Origin of the sequence: Streptomyces sp. NPDC051217 (genome assembly GCF_044455465.1) — a bacterium.
Lineage (GTDB): Bacteria > Actinomycetota > Actinomycetes > Streptomycetales > Streptomycetaceae > Streptomyces.
The window spans coordinates 555,979-580,291 of record NZ_JBITEV010000001.1 but is presented as its reverse complement, the minus strand read 5'-3'; the positions used below and the strand labels follow the sequence as shown (position 1 = coordinate 580,291).

18 protein-coding genes and 4 pseudogenes are annotated in these 24,313 nt (G+C 70.3%); 11 read left to right on the top strand and 11 right to left on the bottom strand.

What is annotated here, in order from left to right:
- Window positions 1-40 precede the first annotated feature (40 nt).
- The gene (locus tag ACIBBB_RS02675; RefSeq protein WP_398977947.1) at window positions 41-1,339 is read right to left on the bottom strand and encodes a M14 family metallocarboxypeptidase; all 1,299 of its coding nucleotides are present in this window, start codon (window positions 1,337-1,339) and stop codon (window positions 41-43) included.
- Between the two features lie 356 nt (window positions 1,340-1,695).
- Here ACIBBB_RS02675 and ACIBBB_RS02670 point away from each other — a divergent pair, with 356 nt between their 5' ends.
- Window positions 1,696-2,736, top strand: a complete 1,041-nt coding sequence (locus ACIBBB_RS02670) for a LacI family DNA-binding transcriptional regulator (RefSeq protein WP_398977945.1) — start codon at window positions 1,696-1,698, stop codon at window positions 2,734-2,736.
- 88 nt (window positions 2,737-2,824) lie between these two features.
- On the opposite strand, the gene ACIBBB_RS02665 is transcribed toward ACIBBB_RS02670, so the two are convergent.
- Window positions 2,825-5,086, bottom strand: coding sequence for a glycosyl hydrolase (locus tag ACIBBB_RS02665; RefSeq protein ID WP_398977942.1), 2,262 nt, complete (start codon window positions 5,084-5,086; stop codon window positions 2,825-2,827).
- A gap of 191 nt (window positions 5,087-5,277) precedes the next feature.
- Entirely contained in the window at window positions 5,278-6,147 is an 870-nt protein-coding gene (locus ACIBBB_RS02660; protein WP_398977940.1) for a putative protein N(5)-glutamine methyltransferase, read from the bottom strand.
- 346 nt (window positions 6,148-6,493) lie between these two features.
- Here ACIBBB_RS02660 and ACIBBB_RS02655 point away from each other — a divergent pair, with 346 nt between their 5' ends.
- Window positions 6,494-7,279, top strand: a complete 786-nt coding sequence (locus ACIBBB_RS02655; RefSeq protein ID WP_398977938.1) for a MerR family transcriptional regulator — start codon at window positions 6,494-6,496, stop codon at window positions 7,277-7,279.
- 18 nt (window positions 7,280-7,297) lie between these two features.
- Here ACIBBB_RS02655 and ACIBBB_RS02650 read toward each other — a convergent pair whose 3' ends face one another.
- Genes ACIBBB_RS02650 through ACIBBB_RS02640 form a run of 3 tightly spaced genes read right to left on the bottom strand, consistent with a single transcriptional unit; the run spans window position 7,298 to window position 11,962 of the window.
- Entirely contained in the window at window positions 7,298-9,472 is a 2,175-nt protein-coding gene (locus ACIBBB_RS02650) for a 3-hydroxyacyl-CoA dehydrogenase NAD-binding domain-containing protein (protein ID WP_398977936.1), read from the bottom strand.
- Window positions 9,473-9,524: 52 nt separating this feature from the next.
- Window positions 9,525-10,739, bottom strand: a complete 1,215-nt coding sequence (locus ACIBBB_RS02645) for an acetyl-CoA C-acetyltransferase (protein WP_398977933.1) — start codon at window positions 10,737-10,739, stop codon at window positions 9,525-9,527.
- On the bottom strand, window positions 10,736-11,962 hold the full coding sequence (locus ACIBBB_RS02640; protein WP_398977932.1) for a CaiB/BaiF CoA transferase family protein: 1,227 nt from the start codon (window positions 11,960-11,962) through the stop codon (window positions 10,736-10,738). Before ACIBBB_RS02640 ends, ACIBBB_RS02645 begins: the two co-directional genes overlap by 4 nt.
- Before the next feature lie 260 nt (window positions 11,963-12,222).
- Between ACIBBB_RS02640 and ACIBBB_RS02635 the strand changes: the two genes are divergently transcribed.
- Entirely contained in the window at window positions 12,223-13,413 is a 1,191-nt protein-coding gene (locus tag ACIBBB_RS02635; protein WP_398977930.1) for a saccharopine dehydrogenase family protein, read from the top strand.
- Between the two features lie 116 nt (window positions 13,414-13,529).
- Here ACIBBB_RS02635 and ACIBBB_RS02630 read toward each other — a convergent pair whose 3' ends face one another.
- The gene (locus tag ACIBBB_RS02630; RefSeq protein WP_398977928.1) at window positions 13,530-14,252 is read right to left on the bottom strand and encodes an endonuclease V; all 723 of its coding nucleotides are present in this window, start codon (window positions 14,250-14,252) and stop codon (window positions 13,530-13,532) included.
- A 198-nt stretch (window positions 14,253-14,450) separates the two neighbouring features.
- Here ACIBBB_RS02630 and ACIBBB_RS02625 point away from each other — a divergent pair, with 198 nt between their 5' ends.
- The 3 genes and pseudogenes from ACIBBB_RS02625 to ACIBBB_RS02615 form a co-directional block, all read left to right on the top strand.
- Window positions 14,451-14,867, top strand: coding sequence for an SsgA family sporulation/cell division regulator (locus ACIBBB_RS02625; protein WP_384317863.1), 417 nt, complete (start codon window positions 14,451-14,453; stop codon window positions 14,865-14,867).
- Between the two features lie 266 nt (window positions 14,868-15,133).
- Window positions 15,134-15,970: pseudogene (locus ACIBBB_RS02620) on the top strand (ATP-binding cassette domain-containing protein); the annotation flags it as partial.
- Window positions 15,966-16,562, top strand: a pseudogene (locus ACIBBB_RS02615) (IS5 family transposase); the annotation flags it as partial. The pseudogenes ACIBBB_RS02620 and ACIBBB_RS02615, both read left to right, overlap by 5 nt.
- Window positions 16,563-17,079: 517 nt before the next feature.
- Here the strand turns inward: ACIBBB_RS02615 and ACIBBB_RS02610 are convergent.
- A complete protein-coding gene (locus tag ACIBBB_RS02610) occupies window positions 17,080-17,793 on the bottom strand; it encodes an alpha/beta fold hydrolase (RefSeq protein WP_398977926.1) in 714 nt (237 codons plus the stop codon).
- A gap of 32 nt (window positions 17,794-17,825) precedes the next feature.
- Between ACIBBB_RS02610 and ACIBBB_RS02605 the strand changes: the two are divergent.
- From ACIBBB_RS02605 to ACIBBB_RS02585, 5 genes and pseudogenes are all read left to right on the top strand, one after another.
- A pseudogene (locus ACIBBB_RS02605) lies at window positions 17,826-18,185 on the top strand (ATP-binding cassette domain-containing protein); the annotation flags it as partial.
- A pseudogene (locus ACIBBB_RS02600) lies at window positions 18,181-19,504 on the top strand (ATP-binding cassette domain-containing protein); the annotation flags it as partial. The pseudogenes ACIBBB_RS02605 and ACIBBB_RS02600, both read left to right, overlap by 5 nt.
- 115 nt (window positions 19,505-19,619) lie before the next feature.
- The gene (gene ddaH, locus ACIBBB_RS02595) at window positions 19,620-20,396 is read left to right on the top strand and encodes a dimethylargininase (protein ID WP_398977924.1); all 777 of its coding nucleotides are present in this window, start codon (window positions 19,620-19,622) and stop codon (window positions 20,394-20,396) included.
- Window positions 20,397-20,511: 115 nt separating this feature from the next.
- Window positions 20,512-21,486 carry an acyl-ACP desaturase gene (locus ACIBBB_RS02590; RefSeq protein ID WP_398977922.1) on the top strand — a complete coding sequence of 325 codons (975 nt, stop codon included), beginning with the start codon at window positions 20,512-20,514 and terminating at the stop codon, window positions 21,484-21,486.
- Between the two features lie 60 nt (window positions 21,487-21,546).
- On the top strand, window positions 21,547-21,708 hold the full coding sequence (locus ACIBBB_RS02585) for a hypothetical protein (protein WP_398977920.1): 162 nt from the start codon (window positions 21,547-21,549) through the stop codon (window positions 21,706-21,708).
- A gap of 31 nt (window positions 21,709-21,739) precedes the next feature.
- On the opposite strand, the gene ACIBBB_RS02580 is transcribed toward ACIBBB_RS02585, so the two are convergent.
- From ACIBBB_RS02580 to ACIBBB_RS02570, 3 genes are all read right to left on the bottom strand, one after another.
- Window positions 21,740-22,051 (bottom strand): WhiB family transcriptional regulator, encoded by a 312-nt coding sequence (locus tag ACIBBB_RS02580; RefSeq protein ID WP_398977918.1) that lies wholly within the window; start codon window positions 22,049-22,051, stop codon window positions 21,740-21,742.
- A gap of 85 nt (window positions 22,052-22,136) precedes the next feature.
- Window positions 22,137-22,934: a VOC family protein gene (locus ACIBBB_RS02575; RefSeq protein ID WP_398977917.1), complete on the bottom strand. Its 798-nt coding sequence runs from the start codon at window positions 22,932-22,934 to the stop codon at window positions 22,137-22,139.
- A 231-nt stretch (window positions 22,935-23,165) separates the two neighbouring features.
- Window positions 23,166-24,206 carry a multicopper oxidase domain-containing protein gene (locus ACIBBB_RS02570; RefSeq protein WP_398978789.1) on the bottom strand — a complete coding sequence of 347 codons (1,041 nt, stop codon included), beginning with the start codon at window positions 24,204-24,206 and terminating at the stop codon, window positions 23,166-23,168.
- Window positions 24,207-24,313 lie beyond the last annotated feature (107 nt).

Below are 24,313 nucleotides of genomic sequence, written 5' to 3'. Positions count from 1 at the left end.
GCAGACAGGCCCTCACACGTGTGACTTGAGTCTCTTTCTATCAACAAGCCGTGACAGGTTCTCCAACGGTGAGGGGGTAGGTGGCGCGTCCGTCGAGCAGGAGCGGGATCAGCTTGCGCTGGGACTGACGCAGCGGAACGAAGGCGCCGTCGCCGCGCGCGGGCAGGGCCTTCACACCGTGCAACGCCAGTTCGTCCTTCACATCCGCGTACTGGGCGGCGTCGAGCCGGTATCCGCAGGGCGGGTTCTTCAGGGTGTCCTCGGGGGTCGCGGGCTCGTTGTCGCCGCCGCCGAGGTAGACCGTGCCGTGGTCGAGCAGCCCGGCGGCGCGGGAGAGCGCGGTCGCGGCCGAGAGCTGTACGCGGCGCTCGTCGGCGTAACCGAACAGGCCGTTCAGGGAGTCGAGTTGGCTGTCGACGCGGCGCCGGTGGTTCAGCGACGGGTCGTTCTCCTCGGCCTCCGACCTGGGGTCGACGCGGCTCTCGATGAGCAGGCCGACGGAGTGCTTGACGCCGGAGGCGTTGCGCAGGATCCGCTCCTGGCCGTCGCCAGCGGTCTGCCTGATCGGGTCGCCGGTGACGGGGTCGGTCCAGATGCCGTACGTGCCGATGGAGTGGTCGCCGTCGCGGGCGGCCGGGCGTACGTACGCCTCCGACAGGGTCTGGGCCTCCTTGTGCACCTGCGAGGAGGTGTTGAGGTTGCGCGGCCAGAGGTCGAAGAGGTCCTTGTCGTAGTACGGCGGTGTGGCCCCGTACTCGTGCAGGTCGTAGATGACGTCGGGCTTGCGGTCGCGCGTGAGGGCGGCCATGGTGCGGCCCTCGGCGGTCTTCAGCGCGATGTGGTCGCGGTTGATGTCGACGCCGTCCGAGTTGCCGCGCGTGTCGGCGGCGCGGCCGTCGGGGTTGGCCGTCGGGACGACCAGCACGCTCGTACGGTCCAGGAAGCGCTTCGTCGCGCGGTCCTTGGGATAGGCCAGGTCACGGACGGTGGTGAGGCACGCCTCACGGCCCGACGGTTCGTCACCGTGCTGGCTGCAGATGAGGAGGAGGCTGCTCACCGAGCGTTTGTCGCCCAGCTCGACCAGGTTGAGCGGGCGGCCCTGCTTGGTGGTCCCGATGGTGCTGACGGTGACTCCGTCGCCGCCGCGGTCGACGGCGGCGAGGAACTCCTGCTCCTGCGCCAGGGTGGTCCACTCGGCGCCGCCGCTCTCTTCGAAGCCCGTACGCGGCGGTGCGTCGGCCGGGGCCGCGGCGACGGCCGTCGAGGGAAGTGCGGTGAGGGGGACGACGAGGGCGGCTGCCGCCACCGACAGGACGAGCGTGCGAATCCGGGACGTCATCAGGTGCGGTCTCCGAGGCTCGGCGGGGCGGCCCGGCGGAGGGAGGCCCCGTGAACGGAATTCCTTGGTGCGGAAAGCTACCCCGGTGAACAAAGGTGCGACAGGGGGCTGTCCGCGATCAGCCGGATGTCGGGGATTGCGCGCCGTCCCTGCCGAGGCGGGTGCACGAGGGGCTTGGGAGCGCTCTCTGAGTGGAGGGGGCAGCGGATACCCTGTACCGGTCCCGGCTGCCCGTACGGTCATCCGTCCCCGCCGCCGGGTCCGTCCAGAGCGTGGACGTAGTCCGTCGGCCGGAACTCCACCGGCCGGAACAGGGCCGTGCCCACCCGCGCGGCCACCGACGAGGAGTGCCCGCCTTGCCCGAGCAGTCACCTGGGTCCCGGCCCACACTGGAAGCCGTCGCGGCACGTGCCGGCGTCTCCCGGGCCACCGCGTCCCGGGTCGTCAACGGCGGTGCCGGGGTGCGGCAGCCGCTCGTCGACAAGGTGCTGAGGGCCGTGGAGGAGCTGGGGTACGTGCCGAACCACGCGGCCCGTACGCTGGTCACCCGGCGGACCGGCGCGGTCGCGGTGATCATCGCCGAGCCTGAGATCCGGATCTTCTCCGACCCGTTCTTCTCGCAGCAGATACGCGGCATCAGCAAGGAACTGACCGCCCACGACACCCAGTTGGTGCTCCTCCTGCTCGAAGGCCCCGGCGACTTCGAACGGATCGCCCGGTATCTGGCGGGCGGCCATGTCGACGGCGCCCTCGCCTTCTCGCTGCACATCGACGACCCGCTGCCGGCCATCATCCGCCGGTCGGGGACTCCGACGGTGTACGGCGGCCGGCCCAGCTGGACGTCGGCCCCCAGCGATCAGGGCGTGCCGTACGTGGACGCCGACAATCGCGGCGGCGCGCGGGCGGCCGTGCAGTATCTGCGCGACCTCGGGCGCGAGCGCATCGCGCACATCGCGGGGCCCCGCGACCAGACCTCCTCCACCGACCGGCTCGACGGCTACCGCGACGTACTGCTGGACGCCGACCCCGGGCTGATCACCGAGGGCGAGTTCACGGTGGAGAGCGGCGCGCGGGCGATGAAGGAACTGCTGGACCGGCGCCCGGACCTGGACGCGGTGTTCGCGGCCAACGACCTGATGGCGTCCGGCGCGCTGCGGGTGCTGCGTGAGCGCGGGATCCCGGTGCCCGACGAGGTGGCGCTGGTCGGTTTCGACGACATGGTGTCCGTCGCCGAGGACACCGACCCGCCGCTGACCACGATCCGGCAGGACGTGGAGGGGCAGGGCCGGCTGATGGCCCGGCTGCTGCTGCGCGGTCTCGACAAGGACAGCGCGGAGACGCACGCGCCCGCGTCCGTGATCACGCCGACGACGCTGGTGCGGCGGGCCTCGGCCTGAGGAGTCGCCTCAGGCCGAGACCCGCCGCTGGTGGGGGGTGGGGCGAGGCTCCCGGGGTGGTCGGCCCCGGGGTGGCCTCGGGGCGGGATCAGCCGGTGGTGCTCGCCGTGGAGCGTGCGGGCACCGTGAGCGTCGTGCCGTCCGAGAACATGACCGTCTGCTCCGTCGACGCGAAGTTGTGCGCGGCGTACGTGCTCACCCCGCCCTTGGTGAAGACGGCCGAGGTCGGGATCGACCCGGTCACCGTCGGGTCGGGGGCGCCGACCGCGTCGAGGGTGCCGATCCAGTGGTGGACATGGGCCTTGGACTCGCCCGCCTCCGGGGACAGGGCCGCCTGGCCCGCGTCCCACTTGGCCTTGGCCCCCGCCGGGTCGGAGATGGCCTCGAACTCCCAGAGGATGTCGCGCCATTCGACGGCGGGCCCGCCGTTCTGCTCCTCCATCTCGGCGATGTTGCGGCCGATGGCCTCCTTCTCCCGGCCCAGGTGGAGTGAACCCCCGGTCACGGGAAGGACGTTGATGCCATGGATCTCCTCGGGGTTGGCGGTCCACCAGGTGGAGTACGCGCCGCCGCTCCCCCACACCATGCCGACGGTGCCGCGCGCGAACTCGGCCGGGAAGACCTCCTGATCGGCGTCGAACCAGTACTGGCCGATCGCCTCGGACTCGGTGGCCAGCAAGTACGAGCCCAGGTCACGCAGTTCGTCGTCGCCGGTCGCCGAGCCCCACAGGACGAGTCCCGCGCTGAGGTTGATGGACTCCGACGACGACTCCTGATTGTTGCCCGCGGCGAAGCCCTGGTGTCCGGAGGCCCAGCTGTGGCCCGCGTACACGTCGAAGCCGCGCAGGAACGGGAAGTCGCTGTCCGTACGGCTCGGGTTGGCCGCGTCGCGTACCAGCGTCTCGACCATGCCGCCCCAGGCGGACTCGGCGGCCCACGCCTGGTCGTACTGGGCGACGATCGCGGCGGCGTAGACGTAGTAGCTGTAGTGGAAGTGGTGGTCGTTGAGTTCGGTGTCGCTGCCGTACGAAGCGGGGTAACCGGTCAGCGTCTTCCAGTCGTTGTCGTAGCTGAACTCACTGGCGCCGCCCGCCGTGAACCACTCCTCCAAGCGGCCCTTCAGCAGATCCACGATCTTGTCGCGCGTCGCGGTCTCGCCGATCTGGTCCGCGATCGGGGCCAGTTGGGCGAGCCGGCCGAGCGCCTTGCCCGTCCAGTAGGTGTCCGTCGCGCCCGAGAACGGGTCGCCGGCGTTCACCACGTCGTCCAACTGCGCCTTGAGCGCCGCCGCGTCGACCCCGCTCGACTCGGGCAGCGCGGGCAGCACACCGGACGCCTGCTGACGAGTGGTGAAGGCGGTGGACTCGCGCACCTTCATCGTGCCGCGCGGTGACACATAGGTGTACGGGGTCAGCGCGTCGGTCGTGTTGAGCCACTGGTGCCGGTAGAGGGCCTGGAGTGTGCCCTTCTCGGTGCCCTCCTGCGGCTCGGTGGTGAGGGTGTACGTCGCCTCGACCTCGCCTCCCTCTGCGTTCCAACTCGTCGTGGAGCCGGTGACGAAGCTGAAGGCGTACGTGGTGTACGTGGCGAGCGCGTCCTCAGAGGGCAGGAGCGCGAGCGAGAAGTAGTCCTTGTCGCCGAGTCCGGCCGTGACGGTGGAGCCCGAGACCGACCAGTCGCTGCCGGTCGGCGCGAAGAGCGCGTAGTGGTGTCCGGCGACGGTGATGCCGAGGACGTTGCCGTCGTCGGAGAAGACGGTCGGGGCCGACGCGGTGGTGATGCTGGCGTCGCCGCCCGAGCCCTTCGCATAGACGTAGGGCATGCCGTGGCCGATGGTGGTCCGCAGCGTGCGGGTGCCGTCGGACCAGTAGGGCGTGACGGTCCAGTCGGACCAGTCGTCGGCCTTGGTGTCGGCGGAGTTGAGGCCGGTCAGGCCCAGGGTGAGATCGGCCTTGTGCGCGTACTCGTACTGCCGTCCGTCACCCACGACGGCGGGGTTCGTCGGGTGTCCGACCTCCAGTCCTCCGGCGGTGGCCTGGTAGGTGAGGGGGTGGCCGTACATCGGGGTGGAGTACGGGTTGTCGCCGTACCGCTGATAGGCGAGCGACGTCCACCAGTCGTTGGTGGGCACCGGCCTGTCCTTGGCCTGCTCGGTCAGCTTGGGCGTGACCGGCGCGCCCACATTGTTCGTGGGGCCCGACGCGCCCGCGGGGCGGGTGTCGGAGTAACTGCCCGAGCCGACGGGGATGTTCGCGGCCGACGCGGGACCGGCGGCGGGACCCAGTCCTACGGCGGCCATGGCGGTGACCAGAACCAGCACCGAGGCGGGTCTGGAGCGGGAGGTGGGCATGGACGGCACCTCGAAGTCATGGGGGGAAGGGAGTCCGAGAGCGCTCTCAGACGTAAAGGAACGTAAAACTCCTGAAACCTGAGTGTCAATAGAGCTGACAGAGAAGGCAGTTGGGCGTCGGTCGACGCGGTTCTGCGTTCGAGTCTTGACGGAGTGACGTCGGCGGGGGTCCACGGCGGCGGGGGCACGCCCTAGCGGCCCCGGGGGTCCGGGGTGAGTGCCACGGGTCCCAGCCGGGCGCCCCGGAGCTGGGCGACGATGACCGTGGCGTCCCACTCCTCGGAGGTCACGACCCGGGGAGCGAGTCCGGCGCCCCTGACCGTGCCGACGGCGCCGGGCACCTGGCGTTCGCTGGTCTCGAACAGCAGATGGCCCCCGGGCGCCAGCCAGTCGGGCGCCCGCGCCGTCACGCGCCGCAGGACGTCGAGCCCGTCGGCGCCGCCGTCGAGCGCCACCAACGGCTCGTGCTCGCGCGCCTCGGACGGCAGCAGGGGGACCTCCTCGGTCGGTACGTAGGGCACGTTGGCGAGCAGGATGTCGATACGGCCCCGAAGGTCGTCCGGCAGCGGATCGAAGAGGTCCCCTTCGAGGACCGTGCCGCCGGCGGCGACGTTGCGGCGGGCGCAGGCCACGGCCGCCGGGTCGATGTCGGAGGCGTACAGCTCCACGGGGGCATGCGCCGTAGCGAGCAGCGCGGCGCCGAGCGCGCCGGAGCCACAGCAGAGGTCGACGACGACGGGCCGTCCGGCGGGGGTCTGATGGATCAGGGCCGTCGCCTGGCGCACGAGGAATTCCGTACGGCGCCGGGGGACGAAGACACCGGTGTCGACGGCGATCCGCAGGCCGTGGAACTCGGCCCAGCCGACGACATGCTCCAGGGGCTGTCCGGCGGCGCGGCGGCTCACCATGTCGGTGAGCTCGGCGGGAGTTTCCGCGGCGGAGACCAGAAGCCGTGCCTCGTCCTCGGCGAAGACGCAGCCTGCGGCGCGGAGCGTGGTGACGACGGCGGTGAGGGAAGGCAGCGAGGAAGGGGAGAACGGGGAGGTGGGTGTTGCCGACATGGAAACCTTTCGGGGCGCTTCTCGGGCGCTCCCGCGGTCTCAGCCTGTCGGACGGACCGCGCGGCCGTGAGTGGGGAGCACCCGGCCTGACACTGCGGTAATGGGTCCCACCTCCTCGGTCGAGCTCTGCGTAGGTCGGGTCACAGTACCCCACCGGCCGGGGACACTCGCGCGGTCTGTTCGAATGACGCCCCCCTCCGGTGGGGAGGCGTGATGCGGTGAGCGCGCCCCCAGGGCGGCGTCAGGACTGTGTGAGCTGCCGCTTCAGATCGGTGTCTCCGCCCGACGCGGCGTGGGTCCTCCGCCTTTTCTTTCGCAGTACCGGTGAGACAGCAATACTGTCGGTATGGACACAGAGGCCGGATCGGAGAACCGGGCAGCGACCGGAACCGCCGACGACGGAGCGCCCGAGGAGCCGACGCTCACCGTCGACGAGCTGGCCGCCCGCGCCGGGGTCACCGTGCGCACCATCCGCTTCTACAGCACCCGTGGTCTGCTGCCGCCCCCGGTGATCGGCCTCCGCCGCGTCGGCCACTACGGCCGGGACCACCTCTCACGGCTCGCGCTCATCGAGGAGCTTCAGCACCAGGGCATGACCCTCGCCGCCATCGAGCGGTATCTGGAGCAGCTGCCGCCGGACTTGAGCGCGCACGATCTGGCGATCCACCGGGCGCTGGTGGCGACCTGGGCGCCCGACTCGGCCGAGGACGCGACGCGGGCCGAGCTGGAGCGGCGCGCCGGGCGGGCACTCACCGACGAGGACGTGGACCGGCTCGCGGCGATGGGCGTCCTGGCCCGTGCCGACTCCTCCGACTCCCCCGTCCACTACCGGCTCGATCCGGGGCTGCTGCGCCTCGGGGTCGAGCTGCTGGACGTGCCGATCGCGCACGAGACGATCCTCGCCGCCCGTACGATCCTGCTGGAGCACACCCGCTCGGCCGCGCGCGAGCTGTCGCGCCTCTTCCGGGACGAGGTGTGGAATCCGTACGAGGAGAGCGAGCCGGATCCGCAGCGGGTGGCCGCGATGAAGTCGCTGTCGGCACATATGCGGCCGATGGTCGTGCAGGCGCTGGTCACCGCGTTCCAGCGGTCGCTCAAGGAGGAGCTGCGGGCCGCGTTCACGGAGGCGTGAGGCGGCCCGCGTGAGGGTTCAGCCGTCGTGGTACGTCTCGCCCCGCTCCGCCTTCGCCACCAGCGACGCGGGCGGCGTGAACCGCTCCCCGTACGTCCCGGCCAGTTCACGCGCCCGCGCGACGAAGCCGGGCAGGCCGCCCTCGTACCCGTTGATGTACTGGAGAACGCCGCCGGTCCAGGCGGGAAAGCCGATGCCCATGATGGAGCCGATGTTGGCGTCGGCGACCGTCGTCAGGACGTTCTCCTCCAGGCAGCGCACTGAGTCCAGCGCCTCGGAGAAGAGCATCCGCTCCTTCAGGTCGGTGAACGGCACGTCCACATCAGCCTTGGTGAAGTGCTCGCGCAGGCCCGGCCAGAGGCCGGCGCGGCTGCCGTCCTCCGCGTAGTCGTAAAAGCCGGCGCCGCCGCTGCGTCCCGGGCGGCCGAAGTCGTCCACCATGCGGTCGATGACCGCGTCCGCGGGGTGCGGGGTCCAGGTGCCGCCCGCCTCCTCGGTCGCGCGCCGTGTCTCATCACGGATCCTGCGCGGCAGGGTGAGGGTCAGTTCGTCCATCAGGGAGAGGACCTTGGCCGGATAGCCGGCCTGCGCCGCCGCCTGCTCGACGGATGCGGGCTCGACGCCCTCGGCGACCATCGCGACGCCCTCGTTGATGAACTGCCCGATGACGCGCGAGGTGAAGAAGCCACGGGAGTCGTTGACGACGATCGGCGTCTTCTTGATCTGCCGTACCAGGTCGAAGGCGCGCGCGAGCGCTTCGTCGCCGGTCTTCTCGCCCTTGATGATCTCCACGAGCGGCATCTTGTCGACGGGTGAGAAGAAGTGCAGGCCGATGAAGTCCAGGGGCCGGGTGACGCCGTTGGCGAGGGCGGTGATGGGCAGCGTCGAGGTGTTGGAGCACAGGAGCGCGTCGGGCTCGACCACGTCCTGGATCTCCCGGAAGACCTTGTGCTTGAGCGCGGTGTCCTCGAAGACCGCCTCGATCACGGCGTCGCAGCCCGCGAGGTCGGCCACCTCGCCGGTGGGGGTGATCCGCGACAGGAGCGCGTCGCGGTCGGCCTCGCTCGCACGGCCCCGGGAGACCGCCTTGGCCAGCAGCTTCTCCGAGTACGCCTTGCCCTTGGCCGCGGCCTCCGCCGTGACGTCCTTGAGGACGACGTCGATACCGGCGCGGGCGCAGGAGTAGGCGATGCCCGCGCCCATCATTCCGGCGCCGAGGACGGCGACCCTGCGCACCGGGCGCTTCTCGATGCCCTGGGGGCGGCTGGCGCCCGAGTTGACCGCCTGGAGGTCGAAGAAGAACGCCTGGATCATGTTCTTGGCGGTCTGCCCGGTGACCAGCTCGGTGAAGTATCTGGCCTCGATGACCTGCGCGGTCTCGAAGTCGACCTGCGAGCCCTCGACCGCGGCGGCCAGGATGTTACGGGGGGCGGGGTAGGGCGCGCCGCCGGTCTGCTTCTTGAGGTTGGCGGGGAAGGCGGGGAGGTTGGCGGCGAGGCGGGGGCTGGACGGCGTTCCGCCGGGGATCTTGTAGCCCTTGACGTCCCAGGGCTGCGACGACTCGGGGTGCGCGTCGATGAACGCGCGCGCCCGGTCCAGCATCTCCTCGGTGGTGGCGGCGACTTCGTGGATGAGCCCGTTCTCCAGCGCGCGGCGCGGTGAGTACTGGGTGCCCTGGAGCAGCACCTTGAGCAGCGCGTCGGCGATGCCGAGGAGCCGTACGGTACGGGTGACGCCGCCGCCCGCCGGCAGCAGGCCGAGGGTGACCTCGGGCAGGCCGATCTTCGAGCCCGGCGCGTCGAGCGCGATCCGGTGGTGGCAGGCGAGGGCGATCTCGTAACCGCCGCCCAGGGCCGCGCCGTTGATGGCCGCGACGACGGGCTTGCCGAGTGTCTCGATGGCGCGCAGGGCGCGCTTGACGGCGAGGCCCGCGTCGAACGCCTGCTGGGCGTCGTCCGGACCGATCTTGATCATGTCCTTGAGGTCTCCGCCGGCGAAGAAGGTCTTCTTGGCGGAGGTGACGATGATGCCGCGGATGCTGTCCTTCTCGGCCTCCGCGCGTTCCGCGACGGCGGCGACGGAGGTCCGGAAGGCCTGGTTCATGGTGTTCGCCGACTGGGCGGGGTCGTCGAGGACGAGGGTGACGACGCCTGTCCCGTCCTGCTCCCAGCGGATGGTGGTGGACTCGCTCATGCTGCTGCTCCGTAGAGGTGCGTGGGGTGTTGGCCCGTGCGGAGGGGGACGGTCAGACGCGTTCGACGATGGTGGCGACGCCCATGCCGCCGCCGACGCAGAGCGTGGCGAGGCCGTACCGCTTGTCCTGGCGCTCCAGTTCGTCCACGAGGGTGCCGAGGATCATCGCGCCGGTGGCGCCGAGCGGGTGGCCGAGCGCGATGGCGCCGCCGTTGACGTTGACCTTGTCCAGCGGGAGCCCCATCTCGGCGACGTAGCGCAGGACGACGGCGGCGAACGCCTCGTTGATCTCCACGAGGTCGACGTCGTCGATGGTCAGTCCGGCCTTGGCGAGTGCCTTGCGGCTGGCGGGCGCGGGCCCGGTGAGCATGATCGTCGGCTCGGAGCCGGACACGGCGGCCGAGACGATACGGGCGCGGGGCCTCATGCCGTAGCGCTCGCCGGTCTCCTTCGAGCCGATCGCGACGAGGGAGGCGCCGTCCACGATGCCGGAGGAGTTGCCCGCGTGGTGGACGTGGTCGATCTTCTCGACCCAGTGGTACTTCTGGAGGGCCACCGCGTCGAATCCGCCGAGCTCGCCGATCTGCGCGAAGGAGGGCTTGAGCGCGGCGAGCGAGTCGGCCGTGGTGCCGGGGCGCAGATGCTCGTCGTGGTCAAGGACGGTGAGTCCGTTGACGTCGACGACGGGTACGACGGAGCGGGCGAACCGGCCGTCCTTCCAGGCCGCCGCCGCGCGCTCCTGCGACAGCGCGGCGAACTCGTCCACGTCGCGCCGGGTGAAGCCGCCGATGGTGGCGATCAGATCGGCGCCGATGCCCTGAGGGGCGAAGCCCGTACGGATGCTGGTCATCGGGTCCATCGCCCAGGCACCGCCGTCGGAGCCCATCGGGACGCGTGACATCGACTCGACGCCGCCCGCCAGGACCAGGTCCTCCCAGCCCGAACGGATCTTGGCGGCGGCCAGGTTGACGGCTTCGAGGCCGGAGGCGCAGAAGCGGTTCTCCTGGACGCCGGCGACGGTGTCGGGCAGTCCGGCGGCGACGGCGGCGGTCCGCGCGATGTCGGAGCCCTGGTCGCCGAGGGGGCTGACGACTCCGAGGACGACATCGTCGATCGCCGCCGGGTCTAGGCCGGGGAACCGGTCGCGGATCTCGTGGATCAGACCGACGACGAGATCGATCGGCTTGGTGCCGTGCAGGGCACCGTTGGCCTTGCCGCGACCGCGCGGGGTGCGGATCGCGTCGTAAACGAACGCTTCGGTACTCAAGTCAGCGGCCTTTCGGAGTCGTTGGAGGTGCTGGGGGTGCTGGAGGTGCTGGAGGTGCTGAGGGTGGTGGTGCTGGTCCTGATGCTCGGTACGTCCCAGTCGTCGGCGATCCCCTCGGCGTCCGCCCCCGGCAGCGCGGGCGCGCTCCGTACGGAGGTGGGTGTTGCCGAGAAACGCGGCGCGGGGGCCGGCTGGGTGATACCCGCGTGGTCGATGAAGGTGCCGCGGGCCACGAGGTGCGGGTGGGCGGGGGCCTCGCGCAGCGACAGTACGGGCGCCACGCAGGCGTCGGACTCCTCGAAGACGGCCGTCCACTCGGCGCGGGTCTTCTCCTTGAAGCGGGCGGTGATCGCCTCCTTCAGTCCGTCCCAGCGGGCGAAGTCCTTGCGGGCGGGGACGTCGTCCTTGATGCCGAGCAGCTCGATGAACTCGTTGTAGAACCGCTGCTCCAGCGCGCCGACGGCCATGTATTCGCCGTCGGCCGTCTCGTAGTTGCCGTAGAAGGGGGCGCCCCCGTCCAGCAGGTTCGCCCCGCGCCGGTCCTGCCAGCCGCCGGCCGCCGTCATCGCGTGGATCATCGTGGTCAGGTGGGCGGCGCCGTCGACGATCGCCGCGTCCACGACCTGTCCGGTCCCGCCGGGGGTACGGGCGTGCTGGAGGGCGGCAAGGACGCCGATGACGAGGTAGAGCGAGCCGCCCGCGTAGTCGCCGACGAGGTTGGCGGGGACGGTGGGCGGCTGGTCGGCCCGGCCGAACATGGAGAGGGTGCCGGCGACGGCGATGTAGTCGATGTCGTGTCCGGCGCGCTGGGCGAGCGGGCCGTCCTGGCCCCAGCCGGTCATCCGGCCGTACACCAGCCGGGGATTGCGGGCGAGGCACTCCTCGGGGCCGATGCCGAGGCGTTCCGCGACCCCCGGCCGGTAGCCCTCGATGAGGACGTCGGCGCGCTCGACGAGGTCGAGAAGCTGGGCGGGTCCGTCGTCGGTTTTGAGGTCGAGGAGTACGGAGCGTTTGTTGCGGTTCATCAGGTCGTACCGCGGATCGATCCCGAGCCCGGCGCCGCCCGGCCGGTCGACCCGTACGACGTCGGCGCCGAGGTCGGCCAGCTGCATGGCGGCGAACGGGCCGGGCCCGATGCCGGCCAGCTCGACCACCCGCACCCCGGCCAGCGGGCCGTTCGCCGCCGGGCCGTCGGCGCCGCGGCCGTTCGCTGTCGCTGTCATGGTGAGCCCCCAGCAGTGTGACACCAACGCTGTAACAGCGATGATGTTAGGAACGCCCGCCACTCCGCACAAGCCCCGCCGGGGCCGCTCGGCGAGCAAGCGCTTGTTCTTTTCCGATGGTCGCAGACTTCCACGAAATGACATCCCGCGCGGGCACCCGCACCCGTGTGGTGGCCGATGCGGGTCACCCCCTCACCCGGCCCACCGCCCCAGGCGCTAGCCTTCGCCCCCGACAGCGGCCCGGCAACGGCGAGGACTGGATGAACAGGCAGAACGGCGCAGAACGCCCGTACGACATAGTGCTCTTCGGGGCGACAGGCTTCGTCGGAACGCTCACGGCCGAATATCTCGCCCTGAGCGCGCCGGAGAACTGCCGATGGGCGATAGCCGGCCGCGACCGGGCCAGGCTGGAGAGGCTGCGGACCCGGCTGGCCAAGCTCGCGCCGCGCTGCGCGGACCTCTCCCTGCTGGTGGCCGACTCCACCGACCCGGCCTCGCTACGGGAACTCGCCGAGTCCACCCAGGTCCTCGCCACGACCGTCGGTCCGTACCTCTGGCACGGCGAGGGCCTCGTCGCCGCCTGCGCGGAAGCCGGGACGGACTACGCGGACGTATCCGGGGAGCAGGAGTTCGTCGACCGGATGTATGTCGCGTACGAGGACCGTGCCCGCCAGACCGGGGCGCGGCTCCTGCACGCCTGCGGGTTCGACTGCGTACCGCACGATCTGGGCGCGTACTTCACGGTCAAGCACCTGCCCGAGGACGTGCCGCTGCGTATCGACGGGTTCGTCCGCACCAACGCGTTCTTCTCCGGCGGGACCCTCGCCACGGCCATGAACGTGCTGAGCCGCGGCCGGCAGACCATGGAGGCCGCGAAACAGCGCCGGCTGCACGAGCCCCGGCTGGTGGGACGGCGGGCGGTCGGGCCGCTGGGCACGCCGCACTTCAGCAAGGAGACGGGCCTCTGGGCGCTGCCGCTGCCCACGCTGGACGCGCGGGTGGTGGCACGCTCGGCGGCGGCGCTGCCCCGGTACGGCCCCGACTTCCGTTACCGCCACTTCGCCGGCGTCAAGACGCTGCCGGTCGCGCTGGGCGGCACGATGGCGGCGGGGACGGGCGCCGCGCTGGCGCGGATACCGGCGGTCCGGCGCGCCCTGATGGACCGCTTCGCGCCGGGTACCGGGCCCGGCGAGGCACGCAGGAGCAGCAGTTGGTTCACGGCGCGTTTCGTGGGCGAGGGCGGGGGGCGCCGGGTGTTCACCGAGGTCACGGGCGGCGACCCGGGCTACGACGAGACGGCGAAGATGCTCGCCGAGACGGCGCTGAGCCTGGCCTTCGACGACCTTCCCCGGACGGCGGGGCAGGTCACCACGGCCGCCGCGATGGGTGACGCGCTGCTGGCACGTCTGCGGTCCGCCGGGATGGTCTTCCGGGTCGCGCACTCACACTGACCCGTCCGCTCCAGGCGCGGGAACGCGGCGGCCCGCCCCCAGCACGGGCCGCCGCGCTTGTACCCCTCCGACGGGCAGACCCCGGCGGCGCGCGAAACTCATCGCTCCGCGCCGGATCAATTTCCGCGCGTCGCCTCCGGGTCCCCGGCTCCGTCGGTCGCCTCCACGGCCTCGCGCAGTGCCCGACGGCAGAGCGTGTCCGCCCGGCGGGTCGTCTCCGGGAGACGGAAGTCGGGGGCGAGGCGCAGGGTGTGCGCGCAGGCGGTGTCCAGACCGGTGCGGTGGCCGACGGAGACGAAGACGGGCTTCACCCCGTCCCGCGTACGCAGCGCCCGGCCCACCTCCTCACCGTCGTCGGCCAGCAGCTGCGTGAACTCGCCGCGCCGGGTGCCGGGTTGCTCGTAGGAGAAGGTGAAGGGGTTCTTGGCGACACCGATCACCGGCAGCCCTGTCAGCACCCCGAGATGGCTGGCGAGTCCGAACCGGCGGGGGTGGGCGCGGCCGTAACCGTCGCAGACGACCAGTCCCGGGTCCGACGTCAGGGCGTCGAGGGCCGCGAGGACGGTCGGGATCTCGCGGAAGGCGAGCAGGCCCGGTACGTAGGGGAAGGCGACCCGGCCGACAGCGGTGGCCTCGTCCACGACGGCGAGGGTGGCCGCGTCGAGGACGACGGCAGCGGCGACGACGATGTCGCGGTCGTCGTCGTACGCGACGTCGACCCCGGTCACCAGCCCCGTCCCGGCCTCCGGGCCCGCTTCGTCGAGCACGACCAGTTCGCGCAACTCGTCCTGGATCGCCCTGGCTTCGGCCTCGTCGGCGGGTGTCGGAAACGTCATCATGGTGCGCCAGGCGTAGTGCCGCGAGTGGCCGCGACCGATTTCGTCCCGAGCCGGGCGGTGCCGTGGGGACCAACCCGCGAGTAGGAAAAACGGTGACGTAGGTCACGCCGTTCACCGAGCACTCTTCAGCGCGTTGCGTCGTCTTTCCCTGTAGCGGAAGACACTCATCCGCCCGAGCCGTGCGAAGGGGAGCTGGCCTTGTCCACCGTCATCGAGCAGGCCCTGCAAGCCCGGCTGGTCGCCTCGGCGCCACAGCTGGAGACCGTTCCCGCGACCCTGCGCTACGACGGCGAGGATCCCTTCGCCGTACGGATGGCGTTCCCGCCCACGGCGACGCTGGAGGGAACGGAGGTTTCCTGGGCGTTCTCGCGGGAGTTGCTGACCGTCGGGATGGACGAACCGGCCGGGCTCGGTGACGTACGGGTGCGGCCGTTCGGCTACGACCGTACGGTCCTCGAATTCCATGCCCCCGAAGGCGTCGCGATGGTCCATGTCCGCACCTCGGAGGTACGGCGCTTCCTCGACCGCTCCCTGGGTGTCGTTCCGGTCGGCCGCGAGCATCTGTATCTCGATCTGGACCACGACGTCGCCGAGCTGCTGCGCGACGCCTGCTGATCCGCCGCCGAGCCCTCCCCTCCCCCGACGCCGGGCCCCGTAAAAACACGTTGCTCCCCGCCCCCCTCGTACGGTGCACAGCAGTCCTGTTGTCACCGAACGGAGTAGGACGTTGCTCTTCTGAGGTCCTGAGACACCGTGCCGCGCAGCTCTCTGTCTGCGCGCACCGCGTGCGACCTCGGCTGTCGAGCCGTCCCTCCCCGGTGCCCCACGCCGGTGTCTCCCACCGTTGCCTCGCATCCCTTCGCAGCAGCCAGGAGACCCGTATGTCTGCTTCCCCCCAGATCACCTGCTCCGCGCTCTCCTTCGCCTGGCCCGACGGGTCAATCGTGTTCGAGGACTTCCAACTGGCCGTCGGACCCGGCAGGACCGGTCTGGTCGGCGTCAACGGGGCAGGGAAATCAACCCTGTTGAAGCTGATCGCGGGCGAACTCACCCCCACCGGCGGCAGGACGGGCGCGGTGGGCGAGATCGGCCATCTCCCGCAGAACGCCGTGCTCGACACCGGTCTCCGCGTCGACCAGGCGCTCGGCATCGCCGGCACCCGCGCCGCACTGCTCGCCGTCGAGGCGGGCGACGCGAACGAGGAGAACTTCGCCGTGATCGGCGACGACTGGGACGTCGAGGAACGGGCGCGCGCCACCCTCGACCAGCTCGGACTCGGCCATGCCGGCCTCGACCGGACCATCGGCGAGGTGTCGGGCGGCGAGTGTGTCCTGCTGCGGCTGGCGGCGCTGCTGCTGGCCCGCCCCTCGGTGCTGCTGCTCGACGAGCCGACGAACAATCTGGACCTGTACGCGCGCAGGCGGCTCCATGAGGCCGTCGCCGCCTGGTCCGGGCTGCTGGTCGTGGTCAGCCACGACCGTGAACTCCTCGATCTGGTCGACCGGATCGCCGACCTGCGGGACGGCGAGGTCACCTGGTACGGCGGGAACTTCTCCGCCTACGAGGAAGCCCTCGCCGTCGAACAGGAGGCCGCCGAGCGGATGGTGCGCGTCGCCGAGGGTGATGTGCAGCGGCAGAAACGCGAACTGGCCGACGCCCAGGTCAAGTTGGCCCGGCGCAAGCGCTACGGACAGAGGATGTGGGACACCAAGCGTGAGTGCCTGTTTTCGATCCCGGGTTCTGTGGAACGAGGAGTGGGCGCTGATCGAGCCCCTGCTGCCGGTCCCGGCCTGCGACACCCCGACCGGCGGCCGGCCCGAGAAACACCCCCGCCGGGAGATCGTGGACGCGATCCGGTACGTCGTGGACACCGGATGCAAGTGGCGCGCTTTGCCCGAGGACTTCCCGCCCTGGCGCACGTGTTACGGATTCATGGCCCGCTGGGCTGCCGCCGGCGTCGTCGGGCAGATCCGTGACCAGCTCCGCAAGCGCATCCGCCGCGAGATGGGCCGCTCTCCCGGCGCGGTCGCCACGGTGATCGACTCCCAGTCGGTCAAGGCCGCCGACACGGTCGGCCGTGACTCCCGCGGTTACGACGGCGCGAAGAAAATCAACGACCGCAAGCGGCACCTGGTTGTGGACACCAAGGGCCTGCCGCTGTTCGTCATGGTCACCCCAGCCGATATGACCGACCGCGATGCCGCCAAAGAAATCCTGATCCGGCTGCGGCTGATGCACCCCGAGATCACCATCGCCTGGGCCGACTCCGGCTATGCCGGACAGCTCGTGCCCTTGGTGAAGAACCAGCTGTTCCGCGCCTCGGCAAGACGCTTTCATCACCGCAGTAGGGTTCTCACTGCCTGCGGTCTTCTCACCCAACTTGTTGCGGCCCAGATCAACCGCACCACGAGTAGCAAGAAGAGGCATCTCAACTATCTGCGGCACTGCAGTTCAGAGCCCTCTACCTACCGCAGGAAAAGTGAGAACGCACAGACAGCGTGAACCTCTACCGGCCCCGGGGATGGTCATGGCTGATCCCCCCGGGGCCCGTGGTGTGTAATGATCATCTTCAACACGGTGCCCACCGTGTTGCCCATCACGTCACCGAGATCCCGACTCCGGTCCCACTCTGCCACCGCCGGAGCCGGGCTGTCCCGGATTCGCTATCCCCAGCGACTAAAGACGGGTGAAATCACCGCCGTTCGAGCCCAAGGCCGCAAGGAGCCCCCAGCCCTGGACGAAAACGACCTCTCAACAGATCACCGCACCATAATGCGCAGGCCTCACCCGGCCCAACGAGCCCGGCAGCGAGTGACCTGTCCGGCACTCAACCGTTCAGGATCGCCTTCGCCACCTCGTCCGGGTGGGTCAGCATTCCGTCGTGGGGCCCAGGAACCATGACCGGTTCAAGTCCGAGACGCGCTGCGAACTCGCTACCCGGCCGCGGAAGCGCCTGGTCCTCTCCGCTGAGGATGTACCGAGCGGAAATGCCGATCTCGGTCACGCTAGGCACATCGAGCGCATCCAGCATGTAGTCACCAGGCTGCGGAGTCAGGAGATCCGCCACCAGACGCTGAGCCCCCTCGTCCGCACCCTGCATGAAGATGCCCTGGACATATCCGAGATTGGGATGAATAGCCTGATCCGGCGATTCGTCTATCAAACCACGCAGGAACGCTCCGCCATCGGGATTCTCCTCGGCCAGCGACACCCCCTGCCTCGGCACGAACGCGCTGTAGTAGATGACATTCGAAACCGTGCCCCGCAACCGGTGAGCCGCACCGGTCATCGGGTAGCCGCCCCAGCTATGACCCACCAGGGTCACACTGCGAAGGTTCAAACGTTCGACTTCGCGCACTACGTGATCAACCGCGTCACCGAGTCGCAGACCCGTCGGGTCGTCGCCGTCGCCCAGGCCAGGCAGGGTCAGACACACGGCCCGGTGTCCTGCCGCTCGCAGCCGCTCGGCAACGGGCCGCCAGACCCAGCCACCATGCCAGGCACCCGGGACCAGTACATAGGTGTGAGATTCCGTATTCATAGGCGAATCATAAACATCCCTGCTGTCCCTCCCGCCAGGCGCAGGTCTCGGCAGGCAAGCACGGCACCATGCACACCACGAAGCTCGCGCAGGCCAGGGAACGGCTCGACGAGGCGGTGGAGGCGGTACGCGACGACGACGAGATCCGGATCGAGCTGCCCGCCACCGAGGTCCATCCCGGCATGGGCGTGCAGCGCCTGCGCGAGCTGGAGCTGCGGTACGGAGCGCGGGCCGGGGGCGAGTTCGCAATCCACGGCCCGGAGCGGATCGCGCTGGTCGGCCGGAACGGGGCGGGCAAGACGACGCTGCTGCGGACGGTCGCCGGGGAACTGGCGCCGGTCGCGGGCGAGGCCGAGGCGCTGGTGCCGACGCGCTTCCTGCCGCAGCGGCTATCTGAGTCTGGACCGGGAGACGACCACGCTCTCCGGCGGTGAGGGGCAGCGGCTCAAGATGGTGCGGCATCTGGGGAGTTCACTGACGCGGCTGACCTTCGTCTTCGACGAGCCGAGCGTGGGGCCTGCACCCGCGTGACGTGGGACGGCTGAACGATCTGCTGCGGCGGCGGCGGCGCGACCGGGGCAACACGGTGCTGGTGGTGGAGCACGACCCGGATGTGGTGGCGATCGCGGACCATGTCGTCGACATGGGGCCCCGGCGCGGACGGCGGGCAGGTGGTGTTCGAGGGGACGGTCGAGCGGCTGCGGCAGGCCGGGACCCTCACCGGCCGGCATCCCGTGAGTCCGTACCCCCGTCAAGGACGGCTTCCGCTCCCCCACCGGCCAACTGCCGGTGCGGGGAGCCGCGTTGCACAATCCGAAGGGCGTCGAGATACGCTTCCCCGCCGGGGTGCTGACGGCCGTGACCGGCGTCGCGGGGTCGGGCAAGTCGACGCTGGTCTCCCAGGTCTTCACCGCCGCCCATCCGGACGCGATCGTCATCGACCAGGGCTCGATCACGGCCTCCTCGCGCTCCACCCCGGTGTCGTACCTCGGCGCCATGGACACCATCCGCAAGGTGTACGCGAAGGAGAACGGCGTCGAGCCGGGGCTCTTCAGCTTCAACTCGTCGGGCGCCTGCGCCGCGTGCGCGGGGCGCGGGATCATCTACACCGACCTCGCGTTCATGGACCCGGTGACGACGGTCTGCCATGTGTGCGAGGGGCGGCGGTTCAACGACGGCGTACTGGCGCTCCGGGTGGGCGGCAGGTCCGTCGCCGACGTACTGGACATGACGGCCGCTCAGGCGACCTTGTTCTTCGAGGAGTTCGGCGGCGACAGGACCATGCTGCGCAAGCTGCGGACCCTGAACGAGGTGGGGCTGACGTATCTGACGCTCGGCCAGCCGCTGAGTTCCCTGTCGGGCGGGGAGCGCCATGGGGCCTCCCCAGCGCAGCGAGGGGAAGCATCAAGCTGGCGACACAACTGCACCGTACGGGCACCGTGTACGTCCTGGACGAGCCGACCACCGGGCTGCACATGGCGGACGTGGGCACCCTGCCGGCGCTGCTCGACCGGCTGGTGGACGCGGGGAACACGGTGATCCGCGTCGAGCACAACATGGATGCGGTCAAGCGCGCGGACTGGGTGATCGACCTCGGGCCGGACGGCGGGAAGCACGACGGCGAGATCGTCTTCGAGGGACGCCCGCCGAACTGCTGCGCCATCCCAAGTCGTTCACCGCCGAGTACCTCCGGCAGGATCTCGGGGTGTGACGGCGTCGCGCCGGCAACGGGGTCTCGCCGGTGATCGTGGGCTGACGTAGCGTGGGTGGGTCGTCGATCCGAGGACCCGCCGGACCCGCCCGCGACACCCACCCGGAGGAGCCCCTTGCCCAGCAGGAAAGCCCTGGTCCGACGCCCCGGCCCGCGTCTCACCGAGGGTCTGGTGACCCATCTGGAGCGCACGCCCGTCGACGCCGAACGGGCCCTCGCGCAGTGGGAGTCGTACACGGACGCCCTGCGGGCGCACGGCTGGGAGACGACGGAGGCGGCGCCCGCCGACGACTGCCCGGACGCGGTGTTCGTCGAGGACACCGTGGTGGTGTTCGGGAACGTCGCGCTGATGGCCCGTTCGGGTGCCGAGTCGCGCCGGCCGGAGACCTCGGCCGTGGAGGAGGCGCTCACCGCGCTCGGCTGTTCGGTCGAACGGGTCCGGGAGCCGGGCACACTCGACGGCGGCGATGTGCTCAAGGTCGGCGACACGGTGTACGTGGGGCAGGGCGGGCGCACGAACGAGGAGGGCGTACGCCAGGTGCGCGCCTCGTTCGAACCGCTGGGCGCGCGGGTCGTCGCCGTTCCGGTGAGCAAGGTGCTGCACCTGAAATCGGCGGTGACCGCGCTGCCGGACGGGACCGTGATCGGTTACGCGCCACTCGTCGACGAGCCGTCGCTCTTCCCGCGCTTCCTGTCCGTGCCCGAGGAGGCGGGGTCGCATGTGGTGCTGCTCGGTGGCGAGAAGGTGCTCATGGCGGCGAGCGCGGCACGCAGCGCCGAACTGTTCGCGGATCTCGGTCTTGAGCCCGTTCGGGTCGACATCGGCGAGTTCGAGAAACTCGAAGGATGCGTGACCTGTCTCTCGGTACGGCTCCGCGACCTGCGCGCATAACCACATGTAAGCGGGCATCGCGGATCCGGTCTTGGCTCCCGGCTTACCGCACCCTTAACCTACGGTCACGTAACCTACGAACCCGTAGGTACCACTCCCGTCCCCAGGAGCATCCGTGACACTCACCTCTCCCCATCCCGGCAGTTCGGAGGCGTGGACCGACGCCCGGTTGCTGTACGCGCTGGAAGAGGTGGTGGAGAAAGAACTCAACCGCCATCTCAAGGTCGCCAAGGACTGGATGCCGCACGAGTACGTGCCCTGGTCCGACGCGCGCAACTTCCCCGGTCTCTTCGAGGACGGCACGGCCTGGGAGCCGCAGCAGTCCAAGGTGACCGACCTCGGCAAGGTCGCCCTCGTGGTGAACCTGCTGACCGAGGACAACCTCCCCAGCTACCACCACGAGATCGCCAGCCTCTTCGGCCGCGACGGCGCGTGGGGCACCTGGGTGCACCGCTGGACCGCCGAGGAGGGCCGGCACGGCATCGTGTTGCGCGACTATCTGCTCGCGTCGCGCGCCGTCGACCCGGACAAGCTGGAGCAGTTCCGGATGGCGCACATGTCGGAGGGCTTCACCTCGGACAACCGGCACTCGATGCTGCACTCCGTCGCGTATGTCGCCTTCCAGGAGCTGGCGACCCGCGTGTCGCACCGCAACACCGGCCACCAGTCGGGTGACCCGGTCTGCGACCGGATGCTGGCGCGTATCGCCACCGACGAGAACCTGCACATGGTCTTCTACCGCAACCTGCTCGGCGCGGCCTTCCAGATCGCCCCGGACCTCACCATGCAGTCGGTGCGTGACGTGGTCGTGGACTTCCGGATGCCGGGGCACGGTATGCCGGGCTTCGAGCGCGCCGCCGCGCAGATGGCGATCGGCGAGATCTACAACATGCGCATCCACCACGACGACGTGCTCCAGCCGGTGCTGCGCTATCTGAAGGTGCTCGACATCGACGGGCTGGGCCCCGAGGGGCTCAAGGCGCAGGAAGAGCTGGGCATGTACATGGGCGGGCTGGACACGGAGGCGAGCAAGTTCGACGAGAAGCTCGCCGCCCGCAAGGCGCGGATGGCCGCGCGCGCCGCCGGCTGATCCCGCGCGGGTCGCTGGGCTGATCCGGCGACGGTCAGCGCGAGGCGGAGCTCCCCGCGGGTGCCGGGACCGGGCCTCGTACGCCCCGTACGGCGTAGGGCGTACGGCCCGAAGGCTGTCACCCGTCTCTTCCTCACCGGCGCACCCCTCGTCGTCGCCGTCTCCGTCCCGTTCGGCGGAGGCGGCGACGACGTTTTTCCGGTGACCGTGCCGACGATCTGACGTTCCGGCTCGGGCGTGGGTCAGGCGTGGGTCAGGCGGTCCCGGACGCGGCCGGACCGGCTCCGGTGCCGGCCGAACCGCCGCGGCGCAGCCGCTCGCGCTCCTTCTCCGACAGCCCGCCCCACACGCCGAAGCGCTCGTCGTTGTCCAGGGCATATTCAAGACACGCGCGCCGCCCCTCACAGGCACCGCAGAGCTGCTTGGCCTCGCGGGTGGACGAGCCGGGGGCCGGGAAGAAGAACTCGGGCCCTGTCTGGGCGCACAGGGCATTCTCCTGCCAGGCGAGTTCCTGTCCCGTGCGCCCGGTGATGCCGGTGAGGGTTTTCATTGCATCGATCTGCATGGCGCACACGCTGCCTGGTGGCCATAAACATTCGATCAACGACCTGATGAGGGCCGTCGGAGGGGCGATTTCCGGCCCCTGTCGTTCACGCGTCCTGCGCGAAACCCTGCATGAACGCGAGGCGAGCGCCGTACGGGTCGTTCACCACGGCGAAACGGCCGACGCCCTCGATGTCCGTGGGCTCCTGGACGGTCGTGCCGCCCAGCCGGTCCGAACTCGCCACCGCAGCATCGCAGTCGGCCGTACCGAAGTACAGGAGCCAGTTCGGCCCCGTCGTGTCGGGGGTCGGGTCGGCCTCCGAGGGGACGATCCCGGCGAACATGCCGTCCGGGCCTTTGCCGGCGGGGTGGACCATCGTGTACTCGCCACCGCCTCCAGGCATCGGCGTGGTGCTCGTCTCCCAGCCGAAGACGGAGCCGTAGAAGCCGGTGGCGGCGTCCTTGTCCGGAGTGGTGAGCTCGGCCCAGCAGAGACTGCCCGGACCGTCGACGGCCTCCAGGCCGCTGTTCGTCCCCGGTTGCCAGGTGGCGAAGTCCGCCCCGGCCGGGTCGGCGCACATCGTCATCCGGCCGAGGTCCTTGACGGACATCGGCTCGTTGACGACCGTGCCGCCGTTGTCCTTCACCGCGGTGGCGGTGGCGTCGGCGTCGGAGGTCTGGAGGTAGAGGGTCCAGGAGGGCGGCGCCTGCTCGGCGGGGAGCTGCATGGCCCCCGCGACCGTCTTCCCGTTCAGCTGGAACATGCCGTAGCCGCCGTATTCGGGACCGGCCGACACGTGGTCCCAGCCGAGAACGCCTCCGTAGAAGGACTTCGCACCCTCGATGTCGGGCGTGGCGAGATCTGCCCAGTTCGGTGAACCTTGCACATAACGGGTGGTGAGCATCATGGCTCCTCTGAGAGACCCCCCGTACGCTTCCACTCCCGAGTCTGCTACCTATCGGGGCCCCGCGCATGTGTACGACGGGAGAGCGCGATCAAGAGGCTCGACGCCGCGCCCAGGGGCCCGAACGTACGCCCGTATGCCCGTATGCCCGCCGCTCTTCGGCCGCGCCGGACAGGCCGCGCCGGACAGGCCGATGATCAGCCCGTCCGGCGCCCGGTGACAGTCCGTGCGTCAGTGACCCGCGTGCGCACCCTGCGCGGCGCCGCCCTGCGCGCTCGCGCCCTTCGCGTTCTTCGCCGACGCCGGGTGGTGCGGCTCGTACCCGGGAACCGTGCCGTCCGGCTTGGCGATCAGGAACAGGCCCGCCATGCCCTGGTCGGAGTGACTCTGTACGTGGCAGTGGTACATCCACGCGCCCGCGCCGACGCCCTCGCCCGCGATGATCTGGAGCCCGAAGGAGTCCGCCGGTCCGGTGATCTTGTTGTCGATGATCCGGCTGGTGTCACCGGCGCCGCTGAGCAGGCCGGTCCTGTTGTCGGCCCAGCGGTGACCGTGGATGTGGAACGTGTGGTAGAACTCGCCGTGCGTGATCATGATGACTTCGAGACGCTCGCCGACCGTGGCCTCGAAGTTGGGGCTCTCGGCACCCGGCAGATTGTTGATCTGCATGTCGTTGAAGACGATCGTGAACTGCTTGTCCGGGAGGATGTCACCCTCCCGGCGGACCACGACACCACCGTAGAGGCCCTGCCTGATCCCGCCCGTGCCGTGGTCGGTGCCGACGACATGGTCGTGGTAGTGCCAGTAGCCGGCGCTGCCCTCGCGGTACGTGCCGTCGGCGCGCTTGCCCGGCTTGTGCGTGCGCCAGGTGTAGGTGCGCTTGCCGCCCGGCGGAACGTGACTCTTGTTCATACGGGTGCCGTCGTTCGCGATGTCGTAGTCGACACCGTGCACATGCAGGCTCGCGTCCACGTCCGTGAGATTGGTGAACTCGATGTGGACGGTGTCGCCCTCGACGATGTCGATGAGCGGGCCGGGGACAGTCGCCTTGCCCTTCTCGAAGCCGTAGCCGATCTTCCCCGTGCCCAACCGCTCGGCCACCATCGTGAGATGGTGCACCTTGCCGCCGGCGGGTGCCCGCTTCGGGCCCGCCGCGGCCGCGGTCGGCGCGGGGGCGGCCGAAGAGGCCGAGGCAACGGACAACGATGTCACGCCAGTTGCCGCAACCGCGCCGCCGGCCATGAGGCGCCGGTTGAAACTCCGTCTGTCCATCGCCATGCCGAACTCCCCACATGCGGTGCTGAGACTGTCGGGACACAGTGAAGCCCCGGGACGGCCACACGGTAGCTCGGGGATCTTCGTTTATCCACACTCAGGAC